The organism is Streptomyces sp. NPDC005799 (assembly GCF_040630525.1).
GTDB lineage: Bacteria > Actinomycetota > Actinomycetes > Streptomycetales > Streptomycetaceae > Streptomyces > Streptomyces griseorubiginosus_B.
This window is the reverse complement of the sequence record NZ_JBEXXQ010000033.1, coordinates 40,399-56,505: the sequence shown is the minus strand read 5'-3', so window position 1 is coordinate 56,505 and position 16,107 is coordinate 40,399. Positions and strand designations below refer to the sequence as shown.

The window sequence follows — 16,107 nt, the reverse complement described above, 5'->3', positions numbered from 1 at the left end:
GTCCCTGGACCCGAAGGAGGGCTGCACCGTGGCAGGTCAGGGGCTCGCGAGCCTCCCCCGATCGACGACCCTCCGAGAGCGCGCCCTGGTGGCGCTGCGCACGGCCATCACCACGGGCCAGTACCGCCCGGGCGACCACCTCGGCGAGGTGGAGATCGCCGAGCACCTGTCGGTGAGCCGCGGCACGGTACGCGAAGCACTACGCCATCTCCAGCAGGAGGGGCTCGTCACTCCCGGGGCCCGCGGCATGCTGCGCGTGTCCCAGCTGACGCCGACCGAGGTACGCGAGCTCTTCGAAGTCCGCGAGGCGCTGGAAGGGCTGGCGGTGGTACAGATCATCGCCTCCCCGCGCCGGCAGGAGGCAGCCGCGGCACTGCGCACGGCGCTCGACAAGCTCCACGATGCCTTCACGTCCGGGGCGGACCTGACCACCAAGGTCGAGGCCGACCTCGGCTTTCACCTCCTGCTGTGCGAACTCTCCGGCAACTCCATCCTCGTCAAGACCTGGCGGCAGCTCGAGGGACCGATGCGCGTGGTCATCATGAGCGCGGCCGGCGAACGCCGCGATGTGGCCATGTCCGCGACCTCCCACGCCCCCATCGCCGACGCCATCGCGCGCGGAGACGCCGAGGCCGCCCGAGAGATCCTGCACACACACATGGCCGCGGCCATCGAGCAGCTGGACATCGAGCGTTCAGGCACCCGCCCGACCTCGTGAGGACCGGGTCATCGGCGACTCCTGCGCGGTCCGGACGGCCAAACGGCCATGACATCGCCGTCGGCGGGTGATGAGTGAGCGCGGAAAGTTCGGCCAGTCGGCGCCGCCCTCGACACCGTCCGCGGTTCGACAAGCCGGATGCGACGGAGAATCGGACCCGGTACGACGTCGACGGGGCCGAGGCGAGCTGCCGGGAAATCAGCCGCCTGCCGCGTGTCGCACGGCAGGCGGCAGGCGGCAGGCGGCAGGCGGCTGATCCCAGCCCTCCGGTGCCGTCAGGCAGAATCCGGCGTCCTCGGCCGTGACACCGGTCCGGTCCTGGCTGGTTGCGGGACGTCGCCGGTCGTCCTCTCGGTCTAGCGGGGCGACCGGCGACGGATGGCTTCGGCTCAGGCAGAGATGTCGGATTCCCTTCGCTGCCTCGCGCTGGTGGCGACGGGGGGGCTGAGGGCGGGGCTGAGGGCGGGGCGGCGCAGGATGAGGGCGATCGCGACGCCGAGGAGGGTGAGGGCGACGGCGGTGAGTCCCGCGGTGCGCAGACCGGGGACGAGATCCGGGCCGGTGGTGGTGTGGACGCCCGCGTTGGCGATGGCGACCAGGATCGCCAGACCCACGGCGCCCAGTGACCGGCTACCCCGCACCCCTGTCATCGGCCCGGGCGGGGAGATCGGCATCGGCGGCGCCCCTCGCGGCGGGACGCCGGGTGCCGGCCCCGGTCTCCACCGCGGGGGCCAGGAAGGCTGCGCAGGCGACACACGCGAGGACGACGAGCATGGCGGGGCGCAGGCCGACGTGACCCCCGAGGAAGCCGAGTCCGGGCGGGCCGACGAGAAACGCGACGTAGCCGATGACGGCGACGAGACCGACCCGCGCCGTCTGGTTCGGGCCTGACTCCCCGGCGGCGGACAGGGCCAGAGGAAAACCGAGCGAGGCGCCCAGCCCCCACAGCAGCACGGCCGCTCCGGCCAGGACAGTGTTGTCGGAGACGATGACGATGAGCAGGCCGAGCGCACCGGACAGGGCACTGGCACGGACGGCGACGGTGCGGCCGAAACGGTCCAGGAAGTAGGTGCCGCCAAAGCGGCCCAGCGTCATCGCGGCGGCGAATCCCACGTACACGAGGGAGCCCGCTGTGGCGTCCATGCCGTGTCCGTCGACCATCAGCAGGGGCAGCCAGTCGTTGGCGGAACCCTCGGCCAGCGCCATGGCCAGAACGATCGCACCGATGAGCAGAAGCCGTCCATCCTTCCACACCGCCGGGCGACGGTTGCCGGTGCCGGCTTCCTGCGGCTGTTCGGACGCGGCGCGGCCGGTGCCCGCCGGGATGGCGCGGGCCGCGTAGAGGAGGAGGCCTGCGGTCAGCAGGACGATCGCCGCCAGGTGCCATTGAACCGGTACGCCGGCGGCCGTTGCCGCCATGCCCGCCCCGGCGCCCAGCACCGTGCCCAGGCTGAAGCAGCCGTGCAGCGCGGGCAGGGTGGTCCTGCCGCCGACCCGTTCGACGTCGGTGCCGTCGACGTTCACCGCCACGTCACCGACGCCCATCCCGGCGCCGAAGGCGTACAGACCGGCGACCACCAACGGCACGGAGGCGGCAGCACTCCCCCAACAGATCAGCGCCATCCCCGCGATGAGGAGCCAGGTCCCCCAGACGATCACAGGCCGCGTCCCGAACCCGGACACCAGGCGTCCCGAGCAGGAGATGCCCGTCATCGAGCCCAGCGACAGCCCGAACAGCACGAGCCCCATGTGCTCGGTGGACAGTTCCAGCCGGTCCCGGATCGCCGGCGTCCGCGTTACCCAGGAGGACATGGCAATCCCGGCCAGCAGAAAGAGCAGGAACAGCGCATGACGCCGCCGACGCACGGCCTGGTCCATGAGAACGCTTCTCCGTCCGAGGTGGGGCGGTTCCCGGCAGGTCTGCAGGCACTCCACCCCGGCCGGGACACATGTAGGCGTTATTCCACCACGCCAGAGAGCGCTTTCAACAGTGAGCGCGACGCCCGTCGAGTTGCCGTACGGGCCGAGCCCGCGGGAACTCCAAGAGCGGCCCCGTGCGGGTGGTGCGGGGTCGCCACGCCCCGCCCCTCACGCACTTCGCGTGTGCCCGCGAACCGCGCCGCGGAAGGCGATCGGGGTCTGTCCAGTGCGTTGGTGGAAGTACTTGCTGAAGTGGGTCGCGCTGGAAAATCCGAGGCGGTCGGCGATTCGGGCGGCTGTCTGATCGCTGTGCGCCTGGAGGCGCTTGGCTTCGAGGACCACGCGGCGGTCGATGAACTCCTTGGCACCTTGAGCACGGCGTTGCGCGACACACGGCGTGGTGCGGGCGGGCTCCTGGACGGCATCGGATCGCATCGGATCGCCGCCGGGTGAGCGGAGCCGTCAGCAGGTCAGGTCTGCCTTGGAGATGCGGCCGTGGACGCCCTTGACGATGTCGACCACCTGGGAGACGTGGAAGTCGGCGGCGGCGCTGAGGTAGGCCAGGCCGACGGGTCCGGGGATGCCGAACCGCTCGGTGAGCAGGGTGAGGGCGTCGCGTACGGCGTTGCGCAGGGCCTCGTCGAGGTCGTGGTCGAGGCCGAGGACGATGTGCTCGGTCGCGGTCTCGGCGAAGGGGGCGCGCAGCCGGGCGGCCAGGGAGCGGGTGGCCTCGTCGCGGTGGACGGTGAGGCGGAGGGTGGCACGCAAGGGGGCTTCGAAGGCGGTGAGGGAGACTTCGCCGTCGCCTTGGGAGAAGTGGGGGTCGCCGACGTAGCAGAGGGCGTCGGGGACCTGGACGGGCAGGAAGAGCCGGGCGCCGGTGCCGATGTGGCGGACGTCGATGTTCCCGCCGTGCGGGCCGGGTGGGACGGAGTGGACCGGGGACTCGGTGGCCGGGGCGACCCCCATGATCCCGAGGAACGGCCGCAGTGGGAAGGCGAGTTGGCGGCCGTCGCCGACGGGCAGCCGTCCCCGTCCGTCCTGGCCGACGGTCGCGACCAGGCTCGACGGCTCGCCCGGAGGTGTCAGCGGGTATTCGCCCGGGAGGGCTCCCTTGCCGTGCCGGTTGCTGATCACTCCGTAGGGCGCGCGACGGTGCAGGCTCAGGACCTCGACCTCCAGGACGTCGCCCGGCCGTGCGCCCTGGACCGCCACGGGTCCGGTGACGACGTGCGGGCCGTGCAGTGACGGCTCGTGCTCGCGTGCGGAGGCGGCCAGTTCCACGGCATCCCGCAGCAGACCGCCCTTGGGGATGCCGGCCTCGCCGAAGAAGGCGGCCGGGTCGCGGCCCTGGTCCTCCAGGATGCCCTCGTGGCTGATGGTGTCGAAGGTGACGGTCTCGCCCGTGCGGACGGTCAGCGCCGGTTTGGCGGTGGCGTTGGGCAGCAGGCCCCAGTGCACCCGGGAGGGGTCGGCGGGCAGGTAGTGGTCGCCGTCGAGGGGGCCGAGCCCGGGCTGGAGGAGGTTCACTTCAGGGCCTCCTGGAGGGCGTGCGAGGTGAGGGTGAAGCCGAAGCACTGGCGGACGTTGTAGAGCGTGGCGTCCATGCAGTACGCGGGCGAGGTGGTGGCCACCGCGTCCTCAAGCATGAGGACGTCGTAGCCCAGGTTCGCGGCGTCCATGAGCGTGGCCAGGACGCACTGGTCGGCGTTGACGCCGGCGAAGAGCAGGGTGTCGACCCGCAGATTGCGCAGCACGCTGTCCAGCTCGGTGTCCTGGAAGCCGCTCATCCGGTACTTGGCGACATGGAGCTCGCCGTCCGCCGGCTCGAGCCCGTCGACGATCGCGGCCGAGGGACTGCCCTGCTCCAGGACCCGGCCGCCCGGCAGCGGGGCCCCGATGCCACCCCCGGTGCCGTCGGGGTCGTAGACGTGCAGAACACCGGGCGGGAGGTTGGCCCGGTCGGGGCGGTTGCCCCAGTTGAGCCAGATCACCGGGACGCCGGCGGCGCGCAGGAGCGGCAGCAGACCGGCGATGACGGGGATCGGGGCGCGGGCCGGGTTCACGTCGACGCCGATGGAGGCGAGCCAGCCGTCGGGCGAGCAGAAGTCGTTCTGCATGTCGACGACGATCAGCGCGGTGGCCGCGAGGTCGGCGGTCACGCTCTGCGGCAGCGCCTCGACGGTGACGGGGTGCGGGGCGCGGTGGGGGCGGGCCAGGCTGACCACTCCCCCGTCCACCCGCCAGGCGTTGCGGAAGTTGGGTCCGATGAGACGGTGGACCTCAGGCATGCGCGGGGCTCCTCCTTTCGGTGATGAAGTCCAGCAGGTCACGGTCGCTGCCGCGGGCGCCCAGCGCGCACAGCCCCACGGGCAGGGAGCGCACCCGCAGCCACGGGGCGACGACCGCCGGGAGACCGGCCAGTGAGGCGAGGCAGGTCAGGCGCAGGGTGGCGGCGCGCACGGCCTCCACCTCGGCGGGGGTTGCGTCGACGAGCGGGGCGGGGCCGCTCGTGGCGGGCAGCAACAGGGCGGTGCCGGGCGGGACGACGACGTCCAGCAGCTTCCCCGCTTCCGTCAACTCCCCCTCCGCCTGGGCGCGTTGGGCCGGCGTGACCCGGCGTCCGCTGTCGAAGCGTGCCGCCACGTCCGGGGCGAGCGCGTCCGGGTGCGCCGTGATCCAGGCACCGTGTCCCTCCCACGCCTGGGCCGCCTGCACGGTACGGAAGGCGGCGAACCAGTCGTCCAAGTGCTCGCAGATCCCGGTGGACGCGCGAGTCACCGGCAGGGCCGATGCTCGACATGCCGCTTCGAAGGAGGACCGCACCTCGGGTTCGGCGAGGGCCACCAGGTCGTTGTCGACGAGGAGTTGCGTCACCGGTGCGGAGGGCTCGTCGGTGGTCAGCAGCGCCTGGGCCGCGGTGCGCAGGAGGTGCGGATCGCGGGCCAGGAGCCCGGTGGTGTCGAAGGAGGGCGCAAGCGCCAGCAGGCCCCCGGTGGGCGTGGCCGCGTGCGTGGGCCGCCAGCCGTACAGGCCGCAGTAGGAGGCGGGGACGCGGATCGAGCCGGCGGTGTCGGTGGCCAGCCCCAGGTCGGCCCAGCCACGGGCCACGGCGGCGGCCGGGCCACTGCTGGAGCCGCCGGTGATCCGGCCGGGCGCGGCGGGGTTCACGGGGGTGCCGTAGTGCGCGTTGGTCCCGGCGAGGCTGAAGGCCAGTTCGTCGGTCTGGGCGATGCCGGTGAGTTCGGCACCCGCGTCGAGCAGACGTCGTACCGCGTCCGCGTGCGCCTCTTCGGTGCGGGCTTCGGCCAGCCAGGCCGGGTTTCCCGCGCCGACGCGCTGTCCCGCCACGGCGAACAGGTCCTTCACGGCGGTGCGGACGTGTGCGAGCGGGCCCTGGCCGGTCGACTTGACCAGCGGACCGGTCACGCGCCACACCGCCGGATCGGGGCGGTCGTCCGGCACGGGTGCGGCTGTAGCGCTGACGTGTGCGGCGGCGATCCGCCACCCGGCGTCGGTGTGCTGCCACACCTGGGTCTGCAGCCCGCGAGTGCCGTCCTTGCGCCGTGTCTCGGCGGTGACGACCGCGACCGACGGCGCCGGGCGCACGACGTGCACCCGCTCGACGACCCGTGCCGGGGCCCCGTCACGACCGCGCCGGAAATCGGCGATCGCGGCGCGGCCCACCAGGACGGTGTCCCCTTCGGCGCGCAGGGTGTCCGGCCCGTGGAGGAACCAGTGGTCCAGGCCCGCCAGGTCGTTGGCCATCAGAGCCCGTTCGTACGCCCAGAAGGCGGCGAGAAGATCATCCATGGTCAGGATGTTCCCGCGCGCAGCACGGCGAGGTCCTGCTCATCCAGCGTGGCGGCGGGTCCGCGTTCGATGAGGTCGGCGAAGCCCTCGTCGGGGGACATCACGGTGATCGTGTAGAGGCGTTCGGTGGCGGAGGTGTTGAGGATGCGGTGCTTGGAGCCGGCGGGCAGCACCAGGACGTCGCCCGGGGCGAGGTCGCGCTCGTGCTCGTCGCTGGCGGCACGGCCGTGGCCGGCGAGGACCAGGAACGTCTCGACGGACTCCGGGTGCCAGTTGAGGGGCTGGGCGCCGCCGGGTTCCCACACCTCGAAGACGACCGTGGTGGGCGAGCCGTCCCGGGGGCCGGTGAGGACGGCGAGCTTGACGGTGTCGCCTGCGGTGATGTGGTGGGCGGTGATGTCGCGCAGGGGGGTGTGCAGCGGGGGGTTGGCCATGGCGGGTTTCCCTAGCGGGTGGTCGGGCGGTCGGGGCGGAAGCGCGCGCATTCGCGCAGGGCGGCGGCTGCCGCGGCGACGGAGGAGTCCACGAGTTTGCGGCCGAGTTCGGGCGTGGCCCCGGTGGGGTCGCCGATCACCCCGTCGGGGGTGGCGAAGTCGTCGCTGGTCCAGCCGAAGGAGACCGGCTTGCCGAAGCCGATGTGCTCGTACTCGGTGAGGTGTTCGGGGACGCTGCGGCGGGCCCGCGTCATGTCGACCAGGTCGGGGTGGAGGTGGAGCATGGCGGCGGTCTCCTTGATCCCGCCGTGCACGCCCATGCCGAGTTCGGTGGCCGGTGAGGCGCCGCCCTGGTCGGCGGGGAGCGAGGCGTGCAATAGGAAGGTGCGCAGGCCGTGCCGGGTGCGCAGTTCGCGCAGAGCGACGCCGAGCAGGGCGCTGTTGCCGCCGTGGGCGTTGAGGAAGGCGAGGCGGCGGACGGGGCCGGCGGCCAGCGAGCGGCCGATGTCGTCGAGGACGGACAGCAGGGTGCGGGCGGTGAGCCACAACGTGCCCGCGGACCAGGCGTGTTCGTCGGACTTGGTGTAGGCGAGTCCGGGCAGCAGGGTGATGTCGCAGCTCTCCCCCGCGAGCCGTGCGGCGCCATCGGCGACGGCCTCGGCCATGTAGTAGTCGGTTGCCACGGGCAGATGGGGGCCGTGCTGTTCGATCGCGCCGACCGGCAGTACCGCGACGGTGTCCTCGTCGAAGCGCGCGATCTCGGGTCCGCTCAGGTCGATGAACCTGGTGAAGGTCATGCGCTTTCCTCCGAACCGGCGGGAATCTTGCCCGGGTTGAGCAGGCCGAGTGGATCGGCGCTACGGGCCGTGTCCCGGACGAGGTCGAGGCGGCGGTCGACGTACCAGTTGTGCGGGCTGTGCACGCCGACGCCCAGTGCCTGCAGGGCGGCGATGCCGTCGTAGACGGTCGTCTCGTCCTGGTAGCGGGCCATGAGCATGCCGACCGTGCCGGAACGCATGCCCTCCAGGTGGAGCACGGTGTCGGGGAAGACCTCTTTGATCTCAGTGGTGTCACCGAGCAGGACGTCGCCGGCGACCTCCAGGTGGAACCAGCCGTCCTCGGCCTTCATCAGGTGGTAAGTGGGGTGGTTGAAGGACATCGAACTGATCAGGGCGGGACCGTCCGGCGCGGGCCGGACCTCGCGCACCTCCCCGCCGTAGGAAGCCACGATCGCCCCTGCCGCGTCGACGGCGTCCTCCTCGATGATCGCGCGCAGGCTCAAGGCCGTGGGGTCGAGGGCGGGGTCGGGCTGGTAGACCCGCACGAGCCGGGCCTCGTCCAGCGATGCAAGGCGCGGCGCCGGTTCGAGGTGTACGAGTGCGGAGAGCGCGGCGGTGGCGGAGTGCCAGTCGGTGAAGGCGGCGAACAACCCCGTCCAGGTGCGGGCCGGTTGAAGGCGCACAGTGGCGGTGGTGATGATGCCGGTGGTGCCGTAGGCGTGGATGTAGGGCAAGGTGTCCGCGTCCCGGACCGTGAAGGGGGTGGCGTCGGCCGTGCAGGGCGCGACGGTCAACTCGGTGACGAAGCCGTCGCTGTTGGTCTTGTGCACCAGCGAGCCGGTGCCGCCGCTGCCGCCGGAGAGGAAGCCGCCGAGCGTCGTGCCGAAGGTGGAGGGGAACATCCACAGCTCCTGGCCGATGGTGCGGGCGTGGGCCTCCAGGTCGGACATCTTCACCCCGGCCTCGGCGCGGATCCAGCCGTCGCCCGCGTCGAGGACGTTGCCGCAGCCGGTGAGGTCGAGCACGGCGCCGTCGGACAGCGGGATCGCCTGGCCGTAGTTGCCGGTGCCCTTGCCGCGGGGGGTGAGGGGGATGCGGTGGCGGTGGGCCAGGGCCAGGAGGTGGCGGATCTGCTCGTGCGCGGTGGGGCGCAGGACGACCTCGGCGTGGCCGGCGGGGAGTTTGGCCGAGAGGATGGGCGACATGTGGGCCCAGTCGCAGGAGGCCTTCTCCCGTGCGGCCGGGTCACGGATCACCCCGTCGGTGCCGAGGAGTTCTTCGGCCTCGGCGCAGAACTCCTCGATGCCGGGCGTTGCCTGACGCGGCGTCGGATCCGGGGTGGCTGCCGTGCCTTCGTCGGCGACGAGTCCGGTGAGTGCGGTCAGGTTCGCGGTCGTCATCACTTCAGTCCGATCGAGGGGTCGATGAACTCGTCGGTCGCCAGATCCCGGGCCGTCAGACCCGGCTTCACCTTGGCGCCGCTCTGCTCGACGAGGGGCGTGAAGGTCTTCTGGGCGGAGGCGACGCGCTTCATGTCGAAGCTGCCGAGGCTGCCGTCGGTGTCGTTGCCGAGGATGCCGAGCTTGACCATCTGCCGGGCGGCGAAGGTGCCGGTGCCCTCGGAGTAGACCCAACCGGTGTTGTACTGCTGGACCAGGTCGCTGATGAGTTTGACGGTCGCCGAGGGCTTGGCTGCGAAATCTGCGGCCGACTGCTGCAGGACGGGGACGAGCTTCTTCAGGCAGGGGCTGAGCGACGTCAGCTCGCCGCTGCGCACGGACAGGGACTCCGGGTAGACGTTGAAGCCGACGTCGGAGAGCAGCTGGTACTTGATCGGCTTCTTCCAGGCCGCCACCTCGTGCTGGTAGATGTACGGCTCGGCGGTGGCGAAGCCCTGCTGCGCGATGCCGGGGCTGGCGACGAAGCGGGCGGGCGCGCCGTCGTAACTTCCGTCCAGCTGGCCCTTCTTGATCAGGCCCTTGGAGACCAGCAGCGCGGCGTAGGTGCTGCCGTTGACGTAGACGACCTTCTCGTTCGACTTGCCGATGTCGGCGATAGTCTTCCAGTCGGGGTGGGTGGCCGGGTCCCACATCAGGACCTGCGGGCTCTTCTTCATCAGTGCCGCGACGGCCGTGACCGGCTGCTTGGCGGACGCCGAGATGGCCACGTCGGTGGTGACCGTGCCGAGAGTGATGCTCTTGTCGACGTACATCTGCGAGGGGACGCTCTGGTAGCCGATGGCGGAGCCGCCGGCCCGGATCTGGATGTCGACACCGGTGTCCTTGCCGCCGATGACCAGCGGTCCGGTGACCCGCTTCTTGTCGCTGTCGACGGTGTAGCCGGGGCCCACGAGGTTGTAGAGCGGGCCGTGTTCGGCCTCGGGCTCCCAGTCGACCTGGACGACGACCGTCTTGGGGCAGACGCCGGCCAGGCGCTGCGCGGCGGGGGCGGCCTGGATCTTGGTGGCGGAGCCGGTCGAGGTCGTGGAGCTGCCACCACAGGCGGTGGCTGATACCAGGATGATTGCGGAGGAAACGCCCGCGACGGCGACACGTCTGGTGGATGTGGGCATGGCTGAGCTCCCTGAGGGACGGGGCGGGGGAAGGAGAGAGAGGAGAGCGGGGGGTTACGGCCGTTCGGCCGAGGCGTGCCAGGAGCCGACGGCGAGCCGGGCGATGAGGGTGAAGAGGGCGAAGACCGCCACGCCGAAGAGCGAGGCGAGGATGATCGCGGCGAACAGGTCCTCGGACTGCAGCCGGGAGCGGTAGACGTCGAGCAGGGTGCCGATGCCGGGCTCGCCCTGCTTGAAGAACATGTCCCCGACGATCGCGCCGATCACGGAAAGGCCGGAGGAGGTGCGCAGACCGGTGAAGATCGACGGGAGCGCGGCCGGCAGTTCCAGCTTGCGCAGGCGGGACCAGCGGCCAGCGCGCTGGAGGGTGAACAGGTCGTGGTGGGTGCGGTCGACCGACTGGATGCCGAACAGGGTGTTGGCGATCATCGGGAAGAGGGCGATCAGGACGCAGACGACCACCCGGCTGGTGAAGCCGAAGCCGAACCAGAGGCCGATCAGCGGCACGATCGCGAGGATCGGCACGGTCTGCAGGATCACCGCGTACGGATACAGCGAGCGTTCCAGCCAGCGCGCCCTGCTCATCAGCACCGCCACCGTCATGCCGAGCGCGGAGGCGATGAGCAGCCCGACGAGCGCGACCTGGGCGGTGAGCCACAACGCCTGGAGCATCGGCTGCAGATGGGTCCAGTCGAGGAACGACACGGTGAGGACCTGGTCGGGCGGCGGGACGAGGAACCGCCGGGCAGGGCTGAGCAGCAGATAGGTCACGGCGTACCAGACGCCGACGGCCGCACCGAGGGATCCGAGCGGAGTGAGCAGTGCGGCGGCCCGGAACCGGCGGCGCCGGGCGGTCGTCGTCGGCCCGGCCTTGGGCAGGGGGTTCGTCACGGGAACGGCCACGTCGGCACGGGTGGTGATGTCCGCGCTCACTGGACTCCTCCTCGCAGAGCAGCCGAGACCTCGCCGGCGATCCGGCCGAACTCGGGGTCGTAGCGCAGCTCGGCCGGACGGGGATGGGGGAAGGGGACGTCGAAGGAGGCGGTGACACGGCCGGGCCGCGCCGACATCACCACGACCCGGCTCGCCAGGAAGACGGCCTCGGTCACCGAGTGGGTGATGAACAGGGCGGCGAAGCCGGTCTCGGCGTAGATGCGCTGGAGTTCCTCCTGCATGCGCAGGCGGGTCATCTCGTCGAGGGCGCCGAAGGGCTCGTCGAGCAGGAAGAGCGAGGGTCGGGTCATCAGGGCCCGGGCCAGGGACACGCGCATCCGCATGCCGCCGGACAGCTGCCTGGGCAGCTGCTTCTCGAAGCCTTCCAGACCCACCAGCCGCAGGGCGTCCCGGGCCCGTTCCCGGCGTTCGGCCTTCGCCGTCCCGGCGAGTTCGGCGGGGAGTTCGACGTTGGCCAGGACGCTGCGCCAGGGCAGCAGGGTCGGGTCCTGGAAGACGTAGCCGACGGAGTCGACAGGGGCGTGGACAGTGCCTCCGGTGGCGGCGTCCAGGCCGGAGGCGAGGCGGAGCAGGGTGGACTTGCCGCAACCCGAGGGGCCGACGACGGCGACGAACTCGCCGGGGGCGACGCGCAGTTCGACGCCGGTGAGGGCGGTGGTCCCGTTGGTGAAGTGCTTGTCGACACCCTCGAATCGCAGCGTCGCGTCGAGCGTCTTTTCGGCGGTGGTCGGCACATCAGCTCCCTTCAGTGCCACAGTCAGGAATGTTGATAGCATGAACATTGATTGTTTCCGGCCAGTATCCTGGCCGTATCTGTTCGCCGTCGCGATCCGGGGCGTTCGTCGCGGTACAGGGCGTTCGACGCGATCCTGATCAGAAGAACTCGCGGTGCACCGACGTACGGCTGACCAGCCGTCCGCCGGCGAAGACGAGCCGGTCGGGGCAGGACGCGCCGAGGATCTCCGACACCGAGTCCGCCCGCACCGCCAGAAGATCGGCCACGGCGCCCTCGTACGGCCCCGCCGCAGGCAGCCCGAGCACCGCGCGGGCACCCGCCGTGACCGCGTGCAGGGCCTCGTCCGGCGTGAGGTGACCGGCCGTGACCAGCAGCGACGCGGTCTCCAGCGGGTCGGCTCGGCCCACGGGATTGAAGGGGTCCCGGACGTTGTCGCCCCCCGCCGCGACCTGTACGCCCGCATCCAGCAGTGCCCGGACGGCGGTCAGCCCGCGCGGTGTACCGGACGGGTGCCCGCGGCCCTGGAGGTAGAGGTTCGTCAGCGGCAGGGCAACCACGCCGATCCCCGCCGCCGCGACCTCCTTGGCCGTGCGCATCGCCTCGTCCGGTTCCACCATGCCGAGACTCACGCAGTGGCTGGCGGTGACACCGGCGGCCAGGCCGCGCTCACGCACGCTCCGGGCGAGCAGGCGCAGGTCGCCCGCGTCCGCGTCGAGGGTCTCGTCGGCGTGCAGGTCGACACCGACGTGGTGTTCGGCGGCGATGCGCAGGGTGCGCGACAGGGAAGCGGCGGGGTCGGCGGACAGGTGCGGACAGTCGCCCAGCAGGTCCGCGCCCAGGTCGAGGGCCTCGTGCAGCAACTCCTCCGGGGCGTCGACGTGGAGCACGGCGATCTGCAGCCGTACGCGTCCCCGCACTTGCTTCCGCAGCCGGAGCAGGGCCCGCAGACCGCGCAGCGGATCGCCGCCCGCGGTCAGGAGGTCCACATGGGACCTCACCGCCGTCACCCCGTTCGCGCACAGATCGTCGACCGTCTTCGCGGCCCGCCGGAAGACGTCCTCCTCGGTGACGAGCAGGGTGTGGGCGCGCCAGGCCTCGACGGCGGCGAGCAGGTCTCCGGCCGGTGCGCCCACGCGGTCCCAGGTCAGGGCCTTGTCCAGGTGGGCGTGCGGTTCGGCGCCCGCGGCCATGAGCAGGTAGCCGGTCAGGTCGAGTTCGTCCGGAACGGGCGACAGCAGACCGGCCGGTGCCACGCGGTCGACGAGCCCGCTGTCCGGGTCGAGCAGGACGTCGCGGACGTCTCCACCCGGCAGCCGTGCGCCGCGCAACAGCAGTGGTGGCATGTCAGTGGTCCGTTCCGTGCGGCGCGGTGAGCACCGCGAACCCGTCGAAGTCATGTCGTCGTACGGCGGCGCCGAACATGTCGGTCGAGGCGTGCGGGCGGGTTGTGCCGTCCCGTACGGCCGCGAAGGCGTCGGCGACCCGGGCCACGAAGTCCGCCGACTCCCGGTGGCGCAGGTTGTGGCCGAGCAGGGCGGTGGTGACGGGCAGTTCGGCGAGACGGCGCGTGGAGCCCGCGAACGCTGTCACGTCTGCGCCGGGCACGTGGGCGAAGAAGGTTCCGCTGATGAGGGTGTCCCCGGCCAGTAGCAGCCCGGTGGCCGGCTCCCACAGACAGATGCCGTCCGGTGAGTGCCCTGGGGTGTGCAGGACTTTCAGGCTCCGGCCGCCCAGGTCCAGTACGTCCCCCTCGCGCAGCAGCCGGGTGGGGCGTACGGCCTCGATCCGCCAGTCGGCCAGGTCGGGCACCGGCCGTACCTCGACGCGGGAGTCGGTCAGGAAGAACCCGCCGGCGTCCACGGCGTGGAACTCCTCGTACCGTTTGCGGAGGTCGTGCGCGATGTGCGCGTACGACTCCAGCCAATCGTGCGGGGCCGGAGCCGTGTGCAGCGGGGCTCCGTCGGCGTGTACGGCGATGTCCGCGGCGTGCGCGGCCAGGGAGGCGTTGCCGCCGCGGTGGTCGAAGTGGTGGTGGGAGTTGACGACGAGGAGCGGCAGCCGGGTCAGCTGCCGGACCTGCTCACCGATGTCGGCGATGCCCATGCCCGTGTCGTAGAGCAGGGCCAGCTCGTCGCCGAGCAGGAGGTAGCTGTTGACGTGGCCGGGCTCGGCGATGACGAACGCTCCCGGACCCGTCTCGGCGACCTGGAACCAGCCGGGGCGGCTCACGCGGCACCGAGCGCGTGGTACCGGCGGTCGTGGTGCACGAGCGCGGTCGGTCCGCCCGTACCGGTCACCACGTCGTCGACGGCCGCGACGATCAGATGGTGGTCACCGGCCCGGAGTTCGGTCACGACGCTGCACAGCACGGTGTACGAGCTGTGCGCGAGCAGCATCGGCAGCCCGCTCCCCTCCTCGGCCGACCACTCGATCCCCGCGAACCGGTCCACGGTGCGGTCGGCAAAGCGCCGGGAGACGTGCTCGCCGCCGGAGTGCAGGATGTTCAGGGCGAACCTGCGGCCGTCGAGCAACGCGGGCAGTGAGCGGACGCCGCTGCCCACGCCGATGGCGAGCAGCTGCGGTTGCCTGCTCAGACTCATGACGGCGGTGCTCGTGAAGCCGACCGGGCGCCCCTCCCCGGTCAGCGCGGTGACGACACAGACGCCGCCGGCCAGGGCCGCCATGGCGTCGAGGAAGGCGGAGTCGGGCGGGGAGAGGACGGAACGGTCGGATCTGGCCGCGGCCATGGGGGCTCCCTGGAAGCGAGGGATGTTCATACCATCAACATTCAGCGTAGGACCCTCGTGTTTCACCGGCGTAAAACCCTCCGCCACCGACCCTCGCACCCCAGTGGCACACCCACCTCCACCCTTTAGGATTCCTGCCATGCCGGCCCGAACCGCCAACACCACGCCTCCCGCCACCGGAGAGACGGACGCGCTGCTGCGCGCCGAACTCGGCGGCGCGATCCGGAAACTGCGCAAGGAACGCGGCCTGACCCTCGTCCAGCTCGCCGAGCGCGCCGGGCTCTCCCACCCGTTCCTCAGCCAGTTGGAGCGCGGGTTGACCCGGCCCAGCATGCCCTCCCTGCACCGGATCGCCCGCGCCCTCGGCACCACCCAGCAGGCGCTCATGGCCACGGCGGCTCCGCACACCGACGGCGCGGCCGACACCGTCCACCTGGTGCGCGCGGGCGCGGGCCTGCCCGTGAGCAACACCGGCGGCACCGCACGGATGCTCGGCACGCCCGCCTACTCGTTCCATCCCGTGGAGTACACGGGGGTCGGGGAGGTGTTCGCCGACTTCTACGACCACCCCGGTGACGAGTTCGTCTACGTCATCGCCGGCGAGATCGAGATCGAACTCCGGACGGACGGAGCGTCCGGCCTGCACAGGCTCGGCCCCGGGGACAGCATTCACTACCCCGGCGGCACCTCCCACCGCTGGCGCGCTGTCGGCGACGGCTCACAGGTCCGGCTGCTCACCGTCCAGAACGCGACGGGCGAGGCCGATCATCACGGCTGAGCACACCGCGCACCGAATCACCGGATTCACCTGCCCGAGCAAGCCGTTGTGACGCCGCACCCATGTCGGAGCCACAGCGGGCTGACTCGGCGCACATACTCGGTATGGCGCTACGAACCCACCGGTGTCGTCGAGTTGTGCGTGCTGGATCATCCGGGCGCGGGACCGGGCGCCTGCTGGGGGCCGTGTGGAGAGCGACGGAGACCGACCGGCTGCCGCTGGCCCACAGCGAGCGCCTCGACCGGCTGGTCAGATAAACGCCGCTCCCCGCCGCCGTACGACAGCTCGCTCCCCCGCCCAGCGGCATCGCCTCCTTCGCCGGAGAGGCGGGAGGCGGGCCGGGACCGGCGGTCGGTCCTCACCAAGCCGTTCTGGGCGCCGGGCAAGCGCGCGCTGGAGTGACGGCAGGGCCGTGCGGAGGCCCTGCCGAGAAGAATGTTTCGCTCCAGGTGGTACCGCGGTACCACCTGGCCCGCGTCAATGCCGTCCTGGGTACCAGGATTCGCGGCTGTCAGCCTCCTAGCGTTCCTGTTTGACGGAGTCCGGTAGGGCCGACAGCCAATGCGAGGTAGTGACCATGCTCGAGGCGGAGCAACCGACGAAGCGGTACGGAGAGAAGACGGCAGTCGGGAGGCGGGCCGGTGCCATGGGCTGGA

At 71.6% G+C, this 16,107-nt stretch carries 16 protein-coding genes and 1 pseudogene; 2 read left to right on the top strand and 15 right to left on the bottom strand.

From position 1 onward, the window contains the following. Positions 1 to 28: 28 nt before the first annotated feature. Positions 29 to 718 carry a GntR family transcriptional regulator gene (locus ABZ453_RS29435; RefSeq protein ID WP_359019425.1) on the top strand — a complete coding sequence of 230 codons (690 nt, stop codon included), beginning with the start codon at positions 29 to 31 and terminating at the stop codon, positions 716 to 718. A gap of 389 nt (positions 719 to 1,107) precedes the next feature. On the opposite strand, the gene ABZ453_RS29430 is transcribed toward ABZ453_RS29435, so the two are convergent. The 15 genes and pseudogenes from ABZ453_RS29430 to ABZ453_RS29360 form a co-directional block, all read right to left on the bottom strand. Continuing rightward, positions 1,108 to 1,332, bottom strand: a complete 225-nt coding sequence (locus ABZ453_RS29430; RefSeq protein ID WP_359019423.1) for a hypothetical protein — start codon at positions 1,330 to 1,332, stop codon at positions 1,108 to 1,110. 16 nt (positions 1,333 to 1,348) lie between these two features. Continuing rightward, complete coding sequence (locus ABZ453_RS29425) at positions 1,349 to 2,596, bottom strand: MFS transporter (protein ID WP_359019421.1); 1,248 nt, start codon at positions 2,594 to 2,596, stop codon at positions 1,349 to 1,351. A gap of 210 nt (positions 2,597 to 2,806) precedes the next feature. Next, positions 2,807 to 3,007, bottom strand: a pseudogene (locus tag ABZ453_RS29420) (helix-turn-helix domain-containing protein); the annotation flags it as partial. A 93-nt stretch (positions 3,008 to 3,100) separates the two neighbouring features. After that, entirely contained in the window at positions 3,101 to 4,168 is a 1,068-nt protein-coding gene (locus tag ABZ453_RS29415) for an acetamidase/formamidase family protein (protein ID WP_359019419.1), read from the bottom strand. Then, a complete protein-coding gene (locus ABZ453_RS29410; RefSeq protein WP_359019417.1) occupies positions 4,165 to 4,929 on the bottom strand; it encodes an isochorismatase family cysteine hydrolase in 765 nt (254 codons plus the stop codon). Before ABZ453_RS29410 ends, ABZ453_RS29415 begins: the two co-directional genes overlap by 4 nt. Continuing rightward, the gene (locus ABZ453_RS29405; protein ID WP_359019415.1) at positions 4,922 to 6,451 is read right to left on the bottom strand and encodes an amidase; all 1,530 of its coding nucleotides are present in this window, start codon (positions 6,449 to 6,451) and stop codon (positions 4,922 to 4,924) included. The genes ABZ453_RS29410 and ABZ453_RS29405 overlap by 8 nt, the downstream gene beginning before the upstream one ends. A 2-nt stretch (positions 6,452 to 6,453) precedes the next feature. Further along, positions 6,454 to 6,885, bottom strand: coding sequence for a cupin domain-containing protein (locus tag ABZ453_RS29400; RefSeq protein ID WP_359019413.1), 432 nt, complete (start codon positions 6,883 to 6,885; stop codon positions 6,454 to 6,456). Positions 6,886 to 6,896: 11 nt separating this feature from the next. Further along, positions 6,897 to 7,682, bottom strand: a complete 786-nt coding sequence (locus tag ABZ453_RS29395; protein ID WP_359019411.1) for a creatininase family protein — start codon at positions 7,680 to 7,682, stop codon at positions 6,897 to 6,899. Beyond that, positions 7,679 to 9,064 (bottom strand): FAD-binding protein, encoded by a 1,386-nt coding sequence (locus ABZ453_RS29390; RefSeq protein WP_359019409.1) that lies wholly within the window; start codon positions 9,062 to 9,064, stop codon positions 7,679 to 7,681. The genes ABZ453_RS29395 and ABZ453_RS29390 overlap by 4 nt, the downstream gene beginning before the upstream one ends. After that, positions 9,064 to 10,236: a hypothetical protein gene (locus ABZ453_RS29385; protein WP_359019407.1), complete on the bottom strand. Its 1,173-nt coding sequence runs from the start codon at positions 10,234 to 10,236 to the stop codon at positions 9,064 to 9,066. Before ABZ453_RS29385 ends, ABZ453_RS29390 begins: the two co-directional genes overlap by 1 nt. 54 nt (positions 10,237 to 10,290) lie before the next feature. Beyond that, entirely contained in the window at positions 10,291 to 11,169 is an 879-nt protein-coding gene (locus ABZ453_RS29380) for an ABC transporter permease (RefSeq protein ID WP_359019405.1), read from the bottom strand. Next, the gene (locus ABZ453_RS29375) at positions 11,166 to 11,924 is read right to left on the bottom strand and encodes an ABC transporter ATP-binding protein (RefSeq protein WP_359019404.1); all 759 of its coding nucleotides are present in this window, start codon (positions 11,922 to 11,924) and stop codon (positions 11,166 to 11,168) included. Before ABZ453_RS29375 ends, ABZ453_RS29380 begins: the two co-directional genes overlap by 4 nt. A gap of 139 nt (positions 11,925 to 12,063) precedes the next feature. After that, positions 12,064 to 13,269: an amidohydrolase family protein gene (locus ABZ453_RS29370; RefSeq protein ID WP_359019402.1), complete on the bottom strand. Its 1,206-nt coding sequence runs from the start codon at positions 13,267 to 13,269 to the stop codon at positions 12,064 to 12,066. 1 nt (position 13,270) lies between these two features. After that, on the bottom strand, positions 13,271 to 14,155 hold the full coding sequence (locus tag ABZ453_RS29365; protein WP_359019400.1) for an MBL fold metallo-hydrolase: 885 nt from the start codon (positions 14,153 to 14,155) through the stop codon (positions 13,271 to 13,273). Further along, positions 14,152 to 14,673, bottom strand: coding sequence for a flavin reductase family protein (locus ABZ453_RS29360; RefSeq protein WP_359019398.1), 522 nt, complete (start codon positions 14,671 to 14,673; stop codon positions 14,152 to 14,154). Before ABZ453_RS29360 ends, ABZ453_RS29365 begins: the two co-directional genes overlap by 4 nt. Before the next feature lie 139 nt (positions 14,674 to 14,812). On the opposite strand from ABZ453_RS29360, the gene ABZ453_RS29355 reads away from it, so the two are divergent. Further along, complete coding sequence (locus tag ABZ453_RS29355) at positions 14,813 to 15,451, top strand: XRE family transcriptional regulator (RefSeq protein ID WP_359019396.1); 639 nt, start codon at positions 14,813 to 14,815, stop codon at positions 15,449 to 15,451. Positions 15,452 to 16,107: the final 656 nt, after the last annotated feature.